The sequence below is a fragment of the Bacillus sp. (in: firmicutes) genome, from assembly GCF_031983925.1.
Lineage (GTDB): Bacteria > Bacillota > Bacilli > Bacillales > Bacillaceae_G > Bacillus_A > Bacillus_A pacificus.
In genome coordinates, this window is the sequence record NZ_DALYZR010000001.1 from 750,169 (window position 1) to 765,566 (window position 15,398).

General features: G+C 34.4%; 18 protein-coding genes. 12 read left to right on the forward strand and 6 right to left on the reverse strand.

Annotation, left to right across the window (positions count from 1 at the left end; all coding sequences use genetic code 11):
• Positions 1-719 (reverse strand): O-antigen polymerase (locus tag RTP99_RS04000; RefSeq protein WP_312364189.1); only part of this gene is annotated, 719 nt, incomplete at its 3' end.
• A gap of 207 nt (positions 720-926) precedes the next feature.
• On the opposite strand from RTP99_RS04000, the gene exsG reads away from it, so the two are divergent.
• Positions 927-1,079, forward strand: a complete 153-nt coding sequence (gene exsG, locus RTP99_RS04005; RefSeq protein ID WP_000395674.1) for an exosporium protein ExsG — start codon at positions 927-929, stop codon at positions 1,077-1,079.
• Between the two features lie 162 nt (positions 1,080-1,241).
• Positions 1,242-1,451: a hypothetical protein gene (locus tag RTP99_RS04010; protein ID WP_000830253.1), complete on the forward strand. Its 210-nt coding sequence runs from the start codon at positions 1,242-1,244 to the stop codon at positions 1,449-1,451.
• Between the two features lie 96 nt (positions 1,452-1,547).
• On the opposite strand, the gene RTP99_RS04015 is transcribed toward RTP99_RS04010, so the two are convergent.
• Complete coding sequence (locus tag RTP99_RS04015) at positions 1,548-2,387, reverse strand: arylamine N-acetyltransferase family protein (RefSeq protein ID WP_000957152.1); 840 nt, start codon at positions 2,385-2,387, stop codon at positions 1,548-1,550.
• A 548-nt stretch (positions 2,388-2,935) separates the two neighbouring features.
• On the opposite strand from RTP99_RS04015, the gene RTP99_RS04020 reads away from it, so the two are divergent.
• Positions 2,936-4,537 (forward strand): esterase/lipase family protein, encoded by a 1,602-nt coding sequence (locus RTP99_RS04020; protein WP_001238713.1) that lies wholly within the window; start codon positions 2,936-2,938, stop codon positions 4,535-4,537.
• A gap of 196 nt (positions 4,538-4,733) precedes the next feature.
• Here the strand turns inward: RTP99_RS04020 and RTP99_RS04025 are convergent, their stop codons facing one another.
• A complete protein-coding gene (locus RTP99_RS04025; RefSeq protein ID WP_001068075.1) occupies positions 4,734-5,258 on the reverse strand; it encodes a hypothetical protein in 525 nt (174 codons plus the stop codon).
• A 509-nt stretch (positions 5,259-5,767) separates the two neighbouring features.
• Here RTP99_RS04025 and spoVS point away from each other — a divergent pair.
• Complete coding sequence (gene spoVS / locus RTP99_RS04030) at positions 5,768-6,040, forward strand: stage V sporulation protein SpoVS (protein WP_000427805.1); 273 nt, start codon at positions 5,768-5,770, stop codon at positions 6,038-6,040.
• Between the two features lie 112 nt (positions 6,041-6,152).
• On the opposite strand, the gene RTP99_RS04035 is transcribed toward spoVS, so the two are convergent.
• Positions 6,153-6,905: a hypothetical protein gene (locus tag RTP99_RS04035; RefSeq protein WP_000499662.1), complete on the reverse strand. Its 753-nt coding sequence runs from the start codon at positions 6,903-6,905 to the stop codon at positions 6,153-6,155.
• Between the two features lie 109 nt (positions 6,906-7,014).
• Between RTP99_RS04035 and RTP99_RS04040 the strand changes: the two genes are divergently transcribed.
• The 5 genes from RTP99_RS04040 to RTP99_RS04060 all read left to right on the forward strand — a co-directional run bounded on the left by RTP99_RS04040 (position 7,015) and on the right by RTP99_RS04060 (position 11,217).
• Positions 7,015-7,662, forward strand: coding sequence for an HD domain-containing protein (locus RTP99_RS04040; protein WP_000165941.1), 648 nt, complete (start codon positions 7,015-7,017; stop codon positions 7,660-7,662).
• Complete coding sequence (locus RTP99_RS04045; protein ID WP_000783197.1) at positions 7,659-9,554, forward strand: ABC-F family ATP-binding cassette domain-containing protein; 1,896 nt, start codon at positions 7,659-7,661, stop codon at positions 9,552-9,554. The genes RTP99_RS04040 and RTP99_RS04045 overlap by 4 nt, the downstream gene beginning before the upstream one ends.
• A gap of 75 nt (positions 9,555-9,629) precedes the next feature.
• Complete coding sequence (locus tag RTP99_RS04050) at positions 9,630-10,361, forward strand: Bax inhibitor-1/YccA family protein (RefSeq protein WP_001260642.1); 732 nt, start codon at positions 9,630-9,632, stop codon at positions 10,359-10,361.
• 106 nt (positions 10,362-10,467) lie between these two features.
• The gene (locus RTP99_RS04055) at positions 10,468-10,722 is read left to right on the forward strand and encodes a DUF4318 domain-containing protein (RefSeq protein WP_000975124.1); all 255 of its coding nucleotides are present in this window, start codon (positions 10,468-10,470) and stop codon (positions 10,720-10,722) included.
• 159 nt (positions 10,723-10,881) lie between these two features.
• A complete protein-coding gene (locus tag RTP99_RS04060) occupies positions 10,882-11,217 on the forward strand; it encodes a single-stranded DNA-binding protein (RefSeq protein WP_000982033.1) in 336 nt (111 codons plus the stop codon).
• 28 nt (positions 11,218-11,245) lie between these two features.
• Here RTP99_RS04060 and RTP99_RS04065 read toward each other — a convergent pair whose 3' ends face one another.
• Both RTP99_RS04065 and RTP99_RS04070 read right to left on the reverse strand, forming a co-directional pair.
• The gene (locus tag RTP99_RS04065; protein ID WP_000943164.1) at positions 11,246-11,836 is read right to left on the reverse strand and encodes a TetR/AcrR family transcriptional regulator; all 591 of its coding nucleotides are present in this window, start codon (positions 11,834-11,836) and stop codon (positions 11,246-11,248) included.
• 122 nt (positions 11,837-11,958) lie between these two features.
• Positions 11,959-13,092, reverse strand: a complete 1,134-nt coding sequence (locus tag RTP99_RS04070; protein WP_001066847.1) for an FAD-dependent oxidoreductase — start codon at positions 13,090-13,092, stop codon at positions 11,959-11,961.
• A gap of 258 nt (positions 13,093-13,350) precedes the next feature.
• Between RTP99_RS04070 and RTP99_RS04075 the strand changes: the two genes are divergently transcribed.
• The 3 genes from RTP99_RS04075 to RTP99_RS04085 all read left to right on the forward strand — a co-directional run bounded on the left by RTP99_RS04075 (position 13,351) and on the right by RTP99_RS04085 (position 15,383).
• Complete coding sequence (locus RTP99_RS04075; protein ID WP_000692569.1) at positions 13,351-14,478, forward strand: conserved virulence factor C family protein; 1,128 nt, start codon at positions 13,351-13,353, stop codon at positions 14,476-14,478.
• A gap of 3 nt (positions 14,479-14,481) precedes the next feature.
• Complete coding sequence (locus RTP99_RS04080) at positions 14,482-14,865, forward strand: thiol-disulfide oxidoreductase DCC family protein (RefSeq protein WP_000634898.1); 384 nt, start codon at positions 14,482-14,484, stop codon at positions 14,863-14,865.
• Positions 14,866-14,948: 83 nt separating this feature from the next.
• Entirely contained in the window at positions 14,949-15,383 is a 435-nt protein-coding gene (locus RTP99_RS04085) for a BrxA/BrxB family bacilliredoxin (protein ID WP_000063701.1), read from the forward strand.
• Positions 15,384-15,398 lie beyond the last annotated feature (15 nt).

Genomic DNA, 15,398 nt, shown 5'->3' on the forward strand with positions numbered 1-15,398 from the left:
CGAGCTTGTTCATCAGCTTGGCGTTTTTGCTCTTCTTGTTGTTTACGAGCTTGTTCATCAGCTTGGCGTTTTTGCTCTTCTTGTTGTTTACGAGCTTGCTCATCAGCGAGGCGCTTTTGTTCTTCTTGTTGTTTACGAGCTTGCTCATCAGCGAGACGTTTTTCATCTTCTTGCTTACGAGCTTGTTCCTCGGCTTGACGTTTTTCATCCTCTTGCTTACGAGTTTGTTCTTCAGCTTGACGCTTCTCATCTTCTTGTTTTTGAGTTTTTTCGTCCGCTTCTTTCTTTTCTAGTTCTTTTTTCTTCTCGCTCTCTTTTTCTTCTGCATTGTTAGAAGTAACTTTTTTACTAGTTGCTGCTGTTTTTTCAGAAGTAGGGTTTGAAATGCTTGATAACGCACCAAAAATGACAAATAAAATAGCAGTGATAATAAATTGTTTTTTTGCTACACCTGTCTTTTTAATTACGGATAAGATTGCTAGAACAAGGAAGAAAATAAATAATATGAAACTTAAAGTAGCAAAAAAATCGATGACTGGGTGTTCAGATTTTGTAGTGCCCATTTCTGTTAAGAGAATCGAAATCATAAAAAGAATAACGGTAGGACGACCATATTGTTTTGCTTTTCCATTTTTCTTAAAGAATGAAATGATACATAGAACTAAAAGAATAAAAGCAATAAAAAATAAAGTTGCACCAATATTACTCAAAATTGCCATTTTTATACCTCCATTTGTAAGATTTTCACTATTGATTATATAGGAACTTATTGGATATTACACGATTTATATGAATTTAGAAAATTAGTATTTTTAATAGACTTATAAACATTTATTCAATATATAAGAAAAAATAGATATATTTCCTATTACGTTTTTAAACAAAATTCATAAAGTATAATATATCGATTGAAAGGGGGGATTTGAATGGAATTTCAATTGTTAGTGAATTGTATATTACAAGAAGGTAATGCTTACTTTTTAGTAACGAAGGTAGACGATGTAATTACGTTAAAAGTACCGATTACTGCGGGAGTAGCAGGTTTATTCTTAGCTTTAGGTGTACCAAGATGTTCTTAATTTAAATCTCTACAGTAGAAAGAGGAGGACAAGCCTCTTTCTACTAATACATAATTATTTTATGTAAACTAAAATGTTATTTTAGTAATAGCACATTTAGAATGGACATGCATATACTATAATGTTTTTTAAGTTATGAAAATTAAAGAGGTGCTATTATATATGAAAAGAAGAACATTTGATATTCCAGTCACATTACGAAGAGAGTGGTTTTTAATAGAATTAGCCCATTTAACGAAAAAATATGGAATTGAAATTGCAACTAGCAAAATGGAAGCTGCACCGTTTTTAAGAGATCAAGTTACGGAATCAAAAATAGGATCAGGCCTCCAATATGATAAATATGATGATGAGTATATCATTGAAAATTAAAGGGTACCAGCAAAAATAAATTCCTTTATAACAAAATATAAAATAAAGCAGATTCTAAATATGGAATCTGCTTTATTATGAAATAATTCTAGTCAACTAGCCTCTTTCTAGTGTTTTTCCTACATATTTTTCTTGTGTTATTCCGAAAGATTCATGAAGAATGCGAGCATAATCTTTTGATTCTATTGGTCGTTTATTTTTGATGCCTTTAAAGGTTTCTGTATAATTTTTATTTGTTAATGATACGTGCCCATAATCAGTTAATTTACAAGTAATAGCCCCTTTATTAAAAGGAGATTCTTTATGTTCCACAATCACTTTTTGAATGTTATTCACCTTTTTCTCATCTATTGAATCTAAAGTAAAGGCATAGCCTATTTTCCATTCATCTGAAGGTTCAGATTGCAAGAAATTTGTAGATTCCCCGTTAGCTCCTTTTCTCATTTCTAAAATGTGTGTACCTTTTCGGGTCGTTTGTTTGCGAATTCGATATTCTCCCGTTTGAGAAGAGATGACTTCTCCGGTAAAGGGGACTGGATGTAAAGGTAGATGAGATGCAAAACCCGCGTCTATAACATAATCTTTATTATTATGATTTAATATGATAATGACATGACCATCATCGGGTTTCCATTTATTATCGTAAAGATCATAAACAGTACCAGCTACTTTATATACTTGAAACCCACAATCCATTAAAAAGTAATACAATAAGGAGTTTAATTCATAACAAAGACCGCCTCGTTTTTGAATAAGTAATTTTTCTACTAAGTTCTTTTTTGAGATATCTTTAATCGTACCAGCCATAATATCGAGATTTTCATAGGGAAGAATCAAGCCCATCTTTAAGAGGATTTCATTTAAATCATCAAATGTTACTTCTTTTACAGGAATTTTTAGTCGTTTAAAAAACTCCTTTTGTAAATTGGTCAACATAAAGCATTCTCCTTTCTTTTTACAGAATTTTCTTCTGCTCACCGCTAGGTTAGTACTTCTAAAAGTTTAATTCAAGTCTGCGAAAATTATCATAATATATGTTTCTGAAAACCTTATTATCTATTTAGAAATTTCAGTTTAATCTTTCGGCGTAGGAAAGTCTTACAGCATAAGCTTCTATTCGTTTGTTTTGTATTAAATTAAATAAAAGTACATATCTTCATTCCTCTTTTTTTATAACTAGGTAGTAATAAAGTGTTATTTTTCTAAAGTTTTTTCAAGATTTGTATACTTTATATAGACAATGATGATTAAGAGATATTTGGATTTAGTACGGTTAACAATTATTGAGAAACTTTTTTATAGTGTTCTCTCAAAAGGAAGAGATAGAAACAAAGAGAATAACGTGTGTTAAGGAAGAAGGGGTACTAGTAATCTCTTGAGAATAGGGACAAGATTTTGTTTAAGTAAAAAGATTATCTAGTATTAAGAAAGAAGATAAAAAATTACAAAGAGCACCTTCTTTCAAAAAAAGTGGGGGGAGTAACATGCGATTGATGAGAAGATGTGTTGCCTTACTAATTGTATTTTTTATCATGGTTCCAATGATTAGCACAAATGTGCAAGCAGAAGTTGTAAAAGAGCTTAAAACAGGCTTTCCAAATCAAGAAGTCTTTACACCTGGAGATTGGTTTTTAGGGCAAAAACCTGCAAATTATGATGAGAATAAACCTCCAATTCTTTTTGTACAAGGAAGGAATGGGAATGCTGATAGTTGGTATGGAAAGACAGTGTATCACGATATAAATGATATGTATGACTATGCTTTGAAAGCAGGCTATCAAACAGTATTTATACAATTATATGATGCTGCTGGAAAAGGATCAGCTAGTCAGTGGGACAACGGAAAATTGTTAGCACAAAAATTAGAAGAAATATATAATCATTTCGGTAAAAAAGTTAATATTGTAGCACATAGTAAAGGCGGTATCGATACACAGGCTGCATTAGTAGGATATGGTGCAAATCGATTTGTCGGAAATGTTATCACGCTTGCGACACCACATCATGGATCAAACTTAGCTGATTTATCATATAGTTGGTGGGCGGGATGGCTTGCCTCTATATTAGGTCAAAAAGATGATGGTACGTACTCATTACAAATGGGCGAAATGGCAAAATTTCGTTCAACGATTGATAATAATCCAGCAGCTAAATTAAACCGTTATTATACAGTTACGGGAACTAGTTGGGGCCCTGTATTCTCGGCGTTATCCATGGGCGGATTATATTTGTCATCATACGGTTCAAATGATGGACTAGTAAATGAGTGGAGTGCTAAGTTGCCGTATGGAACTCATTTATTTACAGATTCCAGATTTGATCATGATAATATACGAAAAGGATCTGCTGTGTTCTCACGAATTGAACCATATTTACGTACATCAAATGTAGCCGTACCAGCTTTAGTAGCATCCAGCACTAGTTCAAATGAAAACATAGAACAATTAAATACAACTTCAAACCAAAACATTTTAGGCGGAGAATTGCCACAAAATCAGTGGATAGAGCAAACTGTTACAGTTGATAAAAAGTCAGAAGGAATCGTTTCTATATTAACTGCTTCGTCTAATGTAGAAGTACAAATGATATCACCAAAAGGAAAAATGTATACAAATAAGGATAGCGTTATAACTACTGGTGAAGAAGAATCTTTCTTTGGTGGTGCAACAATTAGAACATTTAAATTTGATAAAATGGATGTAGGAGAATGGAAAGTTAAAATGATGGCGAAGCAGTCGAAAGATGCATATCTAGTTATAAGCGATTACAAGAATGACGCACCATTTGTTCTTCAAATGCCTACCAAAGTTAAAGTAAATAAACCTGAGTATAAACTGAAAAAATCACCTGTAGCACCTGAAATGAAAGGGGATCTTTCCATAACAGTAAGAGTTGTGAATGAAGAAGGGAAACTAGTCTCTGAATTTAATGAATTGCAAAATGTTAATAACAATACATTTACTGGTGCTTTGAAGGACATAAAGCAACCAGGAGTATATAACGTTACGATGGATATAAAAGGGATGAATAAAGAAGGACTGCCTTATAATCGTACAATTGTTAAGTCGGTTTATGTGGAGAAGTAAGGACGAATAGATATTAATATAAAAGTGTAGAAATCTTGTGTTAGAAAGATTTCTGCACTTTTTTGATTATTATCCCGCTATTTGCGGGATAATAATCAGTGGGCGTTTATGTTCTATAAGAGAGACTAGAAATTGAAGAAGAGGATTAGTTATTAAAAAAAGATGCTGAGCTAGCATCTTAATCTAAGGCGGCTTTTTATTTACTTAATTTTGTTACAGTTAATTCAAGTGAATTTATACCATTATCACAAGTTACAATTTTTTGCTTATTAAAACCGCTGTTATTTCTAAGTTGAATGGTAGAATTTTCTGGTACCGTAACAATTGTTTCACCAACGAGTTGAAGACATTCGTTATTTGCTGAATTAGTCATTTGAATTGCGAAATCTCCTTGGCTATTAGCAAGGGGATTGTTATTTAAGAATATAGTCATGACTGGAATATGTGGAAATACAGGATTTAAAGTAGTGTTAATAGTTGAAATGAAAGAAACTCTATAATCACCAGCTTGACTAAATTGTATAGTAGTAGGATTTAGTAAGGAAACTCCTCCTGCTATAGGGCCGAAGTGATTAAATGGAAAAGGATCGCCAAAAGAAACAGTTATAAATTCAGTTTGCCAAAAAGCCCCATAAGCTGGACCGGATGGTTTATGTGAGCTGGGGGGACAGGGGCAGGAACATCTTTTAAACGATTTTGAAGAATGAAAGTGAGGATTCAATCTATTACCTCCTATTATTAATAGATTTAAGACACATAGTAGTTTATGTAAATGGGAGGAAATTTGTTTGTATGCTTGTACTATATAGAAGAAAAGATAATAGATTTGGAAGATAACGTGCTCAAATAATGAAATATAGTATTAGGATATTATTTGTGAAATTTTTGAAGGAGGTTAATGAATTGCTAGAAAAATGAGCCGAGGTTCTTAATAGATTGAAGTATAGGAGAAATGATTATTATATTAATTTCACTTGAAAAGGAAACATTATTATCTTCAGTTGCACTAATGTTATCGAGTAGTGAATTTCTATGATTTGAATGTTGGTATATTAGAGTCTTTAGTTATCGCTTTTTATTTATGTAGATGGGCAGGAAGAAGACGAAAAGTATCGAATGAATGTACATATGTAGCATTGTTTGCTTTTGGTGTGAATAATAGTAAAAGATACGTTGAAATATTTTAAACCGTAACGAAAGAACGATTAAATTATAGAAGGAGCAACTTACATGGAAAATATATTAAAGGTATCTTCAAAATCAAGCCCAAATTCAGTTGCAGGTGCAATAGCAGGTGTACTAAGAACAAGTGGCAATGTAGAAATTCAAGCGATTGGGGCTGGTTCTTTAAATCAAGCGATTAAAGCAATAGCAATCGCAAGAGGATTTGTTGCTCCAAGTGGTATCGATTTAGCCTTCGTTCCAGCATTTCAAGAGGTTACGATTAATGAACAAGAAAGAACGGCGATTAAATTAATTATAGGTCCTAGGAAGAAAAGGTAACTGCAGTAATTCACTATTGAAATGACATTTAACATAACAAACAAAAAAGTGTCACAAATGCTATAAACCAGGCATTTGTGACACTTTTATAGTTTTGTAAGAATAAAAACCTCTAAAACTGCTCATTCTTCTCCCAAGATTCCACAATATAATGTGCAATCGTCGGATTGAATCCTTTCCCAACTAAAAACATAATGGCAGCAACTTCTGTTAAAGCGTGTTTATGTGATGTATGTTTTGCTTCATTTAAACCGTAATCTACCCAAGGTTTTACGAAATCTAGTACAGGTTTCTTTAAAGGTAAGAACTGTGTACCGACAACTTGTTGAATTTGTTGTTGCGTTGGTTCTGTAATTGGTCCAGGTGGTAAGATTTGTGGCTGTGTAATATCTAATGTTGGTCCAGGTGGTAAAATTTGTGGTTGTGTAATATCTACTGTTGGTGGTTTAGGTGGTGAGACACGTGCGTCGTAGTTTGGTTGATACATTTGTTGTTGATATTGAGGTTGTTGTGGCTGAGTTGGGTATGGGTTTTGTTGAAACTGTTGTTCTTGAGTTTGTGTTGCTACATATGGATTTTGTTGAAATTGTTGTTCTTGAGTTTGCGGTGCTACATATGGATTTTGTTGAAATTGTTGCTCTTGAGTTTGTGGTACTGCATATGGATTTTGAGGATATTCGTAACTTGGACGTGTGTCATATGGATTTTGCTGAAATTGTTGTTCTTGAGTTTGTGGCGCTGCATATGGATTTTGTTCATATTGTTGCTCTTGTTCTTCATATTGTTCTGTATATCTTTGTTCTTGTTCCTGCGCCTGAGGGTAAAATGGTTGTTGTGGGTAAGGCGGTTGATTATTATAGAACATATTTATTCCTCCTTCATGATGATGCCTACCACCTAGTGTATGGGCGGACAAGAAAATATGTGATGAAAAAATGCGGGCGTGTTACAATAAGTAACTGGGTGAAGATAAAATGACAAAACAAGAAAAGATAGAAAAAACAATTACTTTTGTAAAACATATTTTAGAAAAAGATGCGAGTGGGCATGATTGGTATCATATTGAGCGCGTACATAAACTGGCGATTTCTTTATCCGAGCAAGAAGGAGGAAATCGTTTTATAATTGAAATGGCAGCATTACTTCACGATGTGGCAGATGAGAAGTTAAATGAAAGTGAAGAAGCAGGAATGAAAAAAGTTTCTGATTGGTTAGAAGAGTTACATGTTGAAGAAGAGGAAAGTAAGCATGTTCTTCATATTATCGCCAATATGTCTTATAAAGGTGGTCATGGCGGTAAAGTGGAGTCAATTGAAGGGAAGATTGTTCAAGATGCAGATCGCTTAGACGCTCTTGGTGCAATTGGAATAGCTCGCACATTTGCGTATGGCGGGGCGAAAGGGAGATTAATGTATGATCCAACTATTCCTCCTCGTGAAGTGATGACGAAAGATGAATATAGAAAAAATAATGACCCATCTTTAAATCATTTTTATGAAAAACTTTTAAAACTAAAAGGCTTAATGAATACGAATGCAGCAAAACAAGAGGCGGAAGTTCGTCATCGTTATATGGAACAGTTTATTGAACAATTTATGAAAGAGTGGAATGCACAAATATGAAAATGTTAACTGTGGAAAACTTATCAAAATCATATGGAGAAAAACCGTTATTTGATGGATTATCATTTAGTATTGCAGAAGGACAACGTGCCGGAATTATCGGTGTAAACGGTACTGGTAAATCAACTTTATTAAAAATTATTGCAGGGGCAGAAATTCCTGATACAGGTGATATGACTCATTCACGTGGATATACAATTAGTTATTTATCACAGCAACCAGAGTTTGATGAACAATTAACAGTATTAGAGCAAGTCTTCCATGGTGATACACCTTTAATTCGTCTTCTTCGTGATTATGAAAAGGCGCTATTACATATCGAAAAAGATCCAAGTAATGAAAAGGTACAGGAACAATTATTTGCAGTGCAACAACGTATGGATGCGATGAGTGCGTGGGAAGCAAATGCGAATGCAAAATCGTTATTAACGAAATTAGGAATTACTGATTTCACAGCAATTGTTGGAAATTTATCTGGTGGACAGAAAAAACGTATTGCGATGGCGCAGTGTTTTATTGAAACACCGGATCTATTAATTTTAGATGAGCCTACGAACCATCTTGACCATGAGACAGTTGAGTGGTTAGAGGAATATTTAGCAAGGTACACAGGTGCGGTATTACTTGTAACCCATGATCGTTATTTCTTAGATCGTGTGACGAATCGTATTTTCGAATTAGATAATGGAAAATTGTATAGTTATGAAGGAAATTACAGTACGTTTTTAGAAGCGAAAGCACTTCGTGAAGAACAAGAACTTGCGCAAGAATCAAAACGTCAAAACTTATATCGCCGTGAACTAGCGTGGATTCGCCGTGGTGCAAAAGCTCGTTCGACAAAGCAAAAGGCACGTATTCAACGATTTGAAGAGTTAAAAGGTCAAGAAGGTCCAGCTGCAAAACAGTCAGTTGATATTGCGCTTAGCGGTAGTCGCCTTGGGAAAAAAGTACTTGAGTTAAAAGATGTAACGAAAAAATTTGGCGATAAAACAGTATTAAACAACTTCAATCATATCGTGAAACCAGGCGATCGTATCGGAATTATTGGAGCGAATGGAAGCGGGAAATCTTCGCTATTAAATATGCTTGCAGGTAAAATATCTCCTGATAGTGGTGAAATTGAAGTTGGACAAACAGTAAAAATTGCTTACTATACGCAAGAAAATGAAGAAATGAATTTAAATCAACGTATGATTGAATACATTAAAGAAATTGCGGAAGTTATTCATACGACAGATGGAAAATTAATTGGTGCGTCTCAAATGTTAGAACGTTTCTTATTCCCGCCGCATTCACATGGTACACCTCTTGGCAAATTATCTGGCGGTGAAAGAAGACGTTTATACTTATTACGTATATTAATGGGAGAACCGAACGTACTATTACTAGATGAGCCTACGAATGATCTAGATACACAAACATTAACGGTGTTGGAAGATTATTTAGAAGATTTCCCAGGTGTCGTTTTAACTGTATCGCATGACCGTTACTTCTTAGATAAAGTAGTAGATGAATTGTTCATCTTTACGGGAGAAGGAGAAGTGCGCGAATTTCTAGGTAGTTATACGGATTACTTAGAAATGGAAAAAACGAGAGAACTTATTGAGAAAGCGGAAGTACAGAAAGAGAAAAAAGTAGTAGAAGAAGCACCGAAACAACAACGTAAGCGTAAACTTTCATATAACGAGCAGCGCGAATGGGAAACAATTGAAGATACAATTGCGGAACTTGAAGAAAAGCTAGAATTAATTGGAGAAGAGCTTGCGAATGTTGGTTCTGATTTTACGAAAGCGCAAGAATTGTCTGAAGCACAGCAAAAAACAGAAGAAGAGTTAGAAAAAACGATGGAAAGATGGAGTGAACTATCCGACATTGTTGAAGGATTAAAATAAAAACAAGCTGCATATATTGAAAAGTAAAGAGAAAAACTTTACACTATTGGTAGAACCTATTTTAGGAGGGAAAAAATGAGAACATCTAATCCAATGTTGAAAAAAGAGGCATTCCGTAAAGAAGGAGCAAGTGCTTCTGCGATGACTATTGGCGGAACAGTAGGCAAAACGTTTATTATGCTTATCTTGCTACTTGCAACGTCTGTCTATTCATACATACAGATGATAGAGGGTACGATGAAGATGCCAGTATTAATTGGCGCTTTAATCGTTGCGGCAATCATCGCATTTGCGTCTATGTTCTTCCCGCGTATTTCACCTTTTGGTGCACCAATCTATGCGGCGGTAGAAGGGGTTGTATTAGGTAGTATTTCAGCTGTTTATACAATGAAGTTTGGCGATTCTATCGTTTTAAATGCTGTATTACTAACAATCTCAATTCTATTTGCGATGTTAGTGTTATATGCAACACGCGTAGTAAAAGTAACGGATAAATTCCGTACAGGCGTGATGGCAGCAACACTTGGAATTATGGTTATGTATTTAGTCGTATTTCTACTAAACATGTTTGGTGTAACTGTTCCGTACATTCACCAAGGTGGTACGATCGGTATTATTATTAGTGCAGTTGTTATCGTAGTTGCTGCATTAAACTTATTACTAGATTTCGATTTAATCGAAAATGGTGTACGTAGTCAAGCTCCGAAATATATGGAGTGGTACACTGCAATGGGACTAATGCTTACATTAGTATGGTTATACTTAGAAATTCTTCGTTTCGTTTCTTACTTTACGAAAAATGACTAATAAAAAAATCCTGCGTGAAAAATGCAGGATTTTTTTATTTTCAAAGATATATTGATGATGTGGTATAATATGGATGTTGGTAACCTTAAATTGAAGGGGATGGAATATGATGAAAGAGAAGAAAGGGATTATGAAAAAACTATTTTCTAAAAGTTTTTTCATAGAACTAGATGATGCTTTAACGTATCCATCGGGAGAAGTTATTACTTCAGCTATTGAAAGTTATGCAGCTGAATGTAATGAACAACTGAAATTTGAGAGTAAAGTAAAACCGATAACTTTCTACTTAGAAGAAGTATTATATCGTGCGGAAGTAAAGATGGCCCGCGGAGGATATTACATTTCATGCAGTGAAGTATAATTTTTTGAAACCTTACATGTTTAAAGTATGTAAGGTTTCTTTTTAGTTTTTATAAGGTATAAAAATATATTTTTTATTATAAAGTATATTATTTTAAGCTTTTTACCCTTCATATATTTTTCTTTACAATGAAGAAAAATATGAGAGGTGGTATAACTTATGATGAATCGAGTTGTATTAATCGGTAGATTGACAAAGGAGCCAGAATTATACTACACAAAGCAAGGCGTCGCGTATGCACGAGTATGTGTTGCGGTGAATAGAGGTTTTCGAAATAGCTTAGGTGAGCAGCAAGTAGATTTTATTAATTGCGTCGTATGGAGAAGGTCAGCTGAGAATGTAACTGAATATTGTACGAAAGGTTCACTTGTTGGAATTACTGGACGTATTCATACGAGGAATTACGAGGATAATCAAGGAAAGAGAATATATATAACGGAAGTTGTGATTGAGAGCATTACATTTTTGGAGAGAAGGAGGGAGGGCGCATCGTAAGAAGAGGGCTTAGTAATATAGCCCTCTATCACTTTTGATTGATCCCTTCCCAAACAACATCTAATTGTTGGTTGAGTGTATTTTTCACGTTTATTTCATTAGCATGTAATAGTGAATGGGACATTAATGTATAAAAATAAGTACTCATAATAGTAGAAGTGATAATATGTATATCCCATTGACTGTTTAATTTTCCTGTCTCTTTCGCCTCTGTAATAATTGCAGACAAACCTTCTTGTAGCTGCTGTATACTTTTTACTTCATTTTCTACTAAGTAATTAGACTTTATAATCTCAAAGACGGCATGCTTCATTAAGTCACCATGTCCAGTAAAACGGTCTAGTAAGTCTCCTAGAACAAGTTTAATTCTTTCTTTTGGATGTTCTACATTTGCATATGTTTTTAAACTTTCATTCCATAGTTCAATTTGAGAATCACCTAAAAATAATAATATGTTTTCTTTTTTCGGAAAGTAATTGAAGAAAGTTCCTTTTGCAATCCCGCATGCAGTAGTAATATCTTGAACCGTTACATTTTCGTACCCACGTTCTTGGAAGAGTTGTACTGCTTTTAGGAATATAAGTTCTTTTAATTCTTTTTTTCTCGTTTCTCTCAGCATATAATCTACTCCTAACACAAACAATTATATCTGTTTAATAGATAATCTCAAATAAAATCTTACTTCATGATTAAGTTTAATGTAATTGAAAGAAGGATAGAGAATGCTGTTTCTTATTATTATTATAAATGAAAGTTATATAGTTCATGTGCTTGCCTTTCAGAAATCCATTTTGGAATACGTTTCATTACTTCATTTCTTACTATAGTTAAAGGTTTACTTTCTATTTGCGCCATTTTTCCAACTGTCCACGCAGTGTTTGAGATTTTTTCAATTCTATCTCGTCTTTTTTGTTCGTATTCTATAAATGCTTGACGATAATGGGCATTATTTTTGATGCATTCAGCCAAAATAATCGCATCTTCAATTGCTTGGCAAGCACCTTGGCCTAAATTCGGAGTAAGTGCATGGGCAGCATCCCCAATAAAAACGATGCGTTTTTCAAAAAACTGATTCATTGGCATAATGTCTACAATATCACGATGAATCATATGAACGTCCGATGCATTATGCAAAATAGATGGTATGGGATTGTGGTAAGATTTGAAATGATTATATAAATCTTCTGTTGTGTAAGCTTTGTATTTTGGATCTCTAGCTTTCGCGTTTATGAGCGCATACCAGTATACTTCGTTGTTGGGAAGAGGGACGATACCAAATCTACCGTTCGTTCCCCAAGTTTCAATAAAATCATTTGTTAAAGAAAGATTATTAGTAGGAGTTATGCCACGCCAACACGTATATCCTGCATAACGATAATTATCCCTTTGTGTTACTTGTTTTCGAACGACAGAATGAATACCATCGGCAGAAATCAGTATATTGCCAAATGCTTCACTACCATCTTGAAATACTATTTTTAAGGCGTCTTCCTCATTTCGTTCTATTTTTACACATTCTTTTCTCCATTCGACAGTATCTTCTTGTAGTTCAGAAAGTAGCAATTGATGTAAATCTTTTCTATGAATAGAGTACATTTTTGGATAACAAGATGGGATAATCAATTTATTGAAAACAGTTCCTTTTTCGGATACAAGGTTAAAACCGTCACTTTCGTTGCCGAATTTTTTGATTTTCTCAGAAATTCCGTATGGCTCAAGTGCTTGCATTGCATTCGGAGCAATGATAATACCCGTACCAGCAACAGTAGGCTCAGTGTTTTTATCATATACTTTTACTTCTATTCCTATTTTTTGTAAGGAAATTGCTGCGCAAAGTCCAGCAATACCGCCACCAATAATTATGACATTGTTCATTTGTTATCACTCCACCTTTGAATGACTTTGTTCATAAAATGACCTTGGTCATTTTATGAGTTAAGGTTAATCCCTTTTTATGTAATTGTCAATTATACTTTTAACTATAGTTATGGAATGATTAGGTGAAAATAGAATGAATGAAACTTCCCAGCAATGTAGAAAAGTAAATAGTAAAATTAAGCATCCGAGTAGGAGTATAGAGTGATAACATGTTACAATACAGCTAAGAACATGCAATAAAGGAGAGTTTTTTACGTGAAGATTAAAGCAATTGAACCGACGCCAAGTCCAAATACAATGAAAGTTATTTTGAATGAAGTATTACCATCAGGAGCACGTAATAATTATACAAATGAAAATAAAGAACAAGCGCCAATGCAAGTGCAAGAAATTTTGAAAATTGAAGGTATTAAAGGTGTATATCATGTAGCCGACTTTTTAGCAGTGGAGCGAAATGCAAAGTATGACTGGAAAGTTTTATTACAGCAAGTTCGTGCTGTTTTTGGCGAAGAAGTAGTAGAAGAAAGTGAAGAACAACAACTTGCTCATTTTGGAGAAGTGAAAGTATTTGTTCAAATGTTCTTTACTATCCCAATGCAAGTAAAGTTAACAGATGGAACGACGGAAGAACGTGTTGGTTTACCTGACCGTTTTAAAGAATCAATTATGAAAGTTCAAATGTCTGCACCAAACGTTGTAAAAGAACGTAAATGGGTGGAACAAAGTACACGTTACGGTAATTTTGAAGAAATCGGGAAAGAAGTAGTAGAAGAGATTGTTGCTGCTTATCCGGAAGAACGTATAAATGAAACGGTCAAAGAATTATTAAATCAGGCAGGTGCTGTTGAAGTAACGATTCAAAAGCGTGAGCCATATAAAGTAACAGAAGAGATGATGAAAGATGCTGACTGGAAAAAACGTTTTGCAGCTTTAGAACAAATGGATCCTACTGAAGAAGATATTCCAGTGTTGAAGATGGCGTTAGATGATGAAAAAGTTTCGATTCGCCGTTTAGCAACAGCATATTTAGGTATGGTAAAAGGTGATGAAGTATTACCGTTATTATATAAAGCCTTATTAGATCGCTCTGTAAGTGTTCGTCGTACTGCAGGAGATTGTTTATCAGATGTAGGTGATCCGGCGGCGATGTTCGTTATGATTAAATCTCTGAAAGATCCAAGTAAATTAGTACGCTGGCGTGCAGCGATGTTCTTATTTGAACTTGGAGATGAAAGTGCAATTCCAGCATTAAAAGCAGCGCAAGATGATCCAGAGTTTGAAGTAGCAATGCAAGCACGTCTAGCGTTAGAGCGTATTGAAGGCGGAGAAGAAGCAAAAGGTTCTGTATGGAAACAAATGACGGAGTCTCGTAAAGGGGAATAATGTATGATTGTTTTCTATGATAGTTGGTGTCCGATGTGTACGGCGGTTGCAGAACGTACGAAGAAATTAGATAAAAAGGGTAAGGTGAAATTTGTTTCATTTCGAGATGAAGATGTAGTTGAGAAGTATGAACTTTCTCAAGAACTACAAAGTAAGATGGAACAAAGATTGTATATTTTTAAAAATAATAAGTGGTATGACGGCATTCATAGCATACATGTATTAGCAAAGTCCATTCCATCTTATTGGTTTGCGGTGCCTTTTATAAAGCTATCTATCGTACTTGGATTTGGAAATAAAGTATATGATTATATCGCTAACAATAGAAAACTTGTCCCAGTTGGACATTGCCGCGGTGGGGTTTGTGAAATCCCTACAAAAAAATGAAATCATCGTTATCTTTCTTTTGCACCTATTAATAGAGCGTGATATGATGAATTTGGAATGAAAGTTGAAGGAGAGATTGCAAGATGTCAAATGCTTATGAAGAATACATGCGCCAAATGGTAATCCCAATGCGTCAAGAATTAGTGCGTTCTGGGTTTGAAGAGTTAACTACAGAAGAAGCTGTAACAGAATTTATTGAAAACACAACAGGTACAACTTTAGTAGTTGTAAACTCTGTTTGTGGTTGTGCAGCTGGTTTAGCACGTCCATCAGCAGGTCAAGCAGTTGTTCGTGCTGAAAAACAACCTGATCATCTTGTAACTGTATTCGCAGGTCAAGATAAAGATGCTACTGCAAAAATGCGTGAATACTTCGGAGAAATTCCTCCATCTTCACCATCTATGGCATTATTAAAAGGAAAAGAAGTTGTTCACTTCATTCACCGTCATGAAATTGAAGGTGCAACTATGGACGAAATTATTACGAACTTAGAGCAAGCTTTCGAAAAGAATTGCTAAAGAAGGGGGAGAGTA

Coding starts and splice junctions, on each gene's coding strand:
- exsG (WP_000395674.1), top strand. CDS start 927: ATGGAATTTCAATTGTTAGTGAATTGTATATTACAAGAAGGTAATGCT.
- RTP99_RS04010 (WP_000830253.1), top strand. CDS start 1,242: ATGAAAAGAAGAACATTTGATATTCCAGTCACATTACGAAGAGAGTGG.
- RTP99_RS04015 (WP_000957152.1), bottom strand. CDS start 2,387: ATGTTGACCAATTTACAAAAGGAGTTTTTTAAACGACTAAAAATTCCT.
- RTP99_RS04020 (WP_001238713.1), top strand. CDS start 2,936: ATGCGATTGATGAGAAGATGTGTTGCCTTACTAATTGTATTTTTTATC.
- spoVS (WP_000427805.1), top strand. CDS start 5,768: ATGGAAAATATATTAAAGGTATCTTCAAAATCAAGCCCAAATTCAGTT.
- RTP99_RS04035 (WP_000499662.1), bottom strand. CDS start 6,905: ATGTTCTATAATAATCAACCGCCTTACCCACAACAACCATTTTACCCT.
- RTP99_RS04040 (WP_000165941.1), top strand. CDS start 7,015: ATGACAAAACAAGAAAAGATAGAAAAAACAATTACTTTTGTAAAACAT.
- RTP99_RS04045 (WP_000783197.1), top strand. CDS start 7,659: ATGAAAATGTTAACTGTGGAAAACTTATCAAAATCATATGGAGAAAAA.
- RTP99_RS04050 (WP_001260642.1), top strand. CDS start 9,630: ATGAGAACATCTAATCCAATGTTGAAAAAAGAGGCATTCCGTAAAGAA.
- RTP99_RS04055 (WP_000975124.1), top strand. CDS start 10,468: ATGATGAAAGAGAAGAAAGGGATTATGAAAAAACTATTTTCTAAAAGT.
- RTP99_RS04060 (WP_000982033.1), top strand. CDS start 10,882: ATGATGAATCGAGTTGTATTAATCGGTAGATTGACAAAGGAGCCAGAA.
- RTP99_RS04065 (WP_000943164.1), bottom strand. CDS start 11,836: ATGCTGAGAGAAACGAGAAAAAAAGAATTAAAAGAACTTATATTCCTA.
- RTP99_RS04070 (WP_001066847.1), bottom strand. CDS start 13,092: ATGAACAATGTCATAATTATTGGTGGCGGTATTGCTGGACTTTGCGCA.
- RTP99_RS04080 (WP_000634898.1), top strand. CDS start 14,482: ATGATTGTTTTCTATGATAGTTGGTGTCCGATGTGTACGGCGGTTGCA.
- RTP99_RS04085 (WP_000063701.1), top strand. CDS start 14,949: ATGTCAAATGCTTATGAAGAATACATGCGCCAAATGGTAATCCCAATG.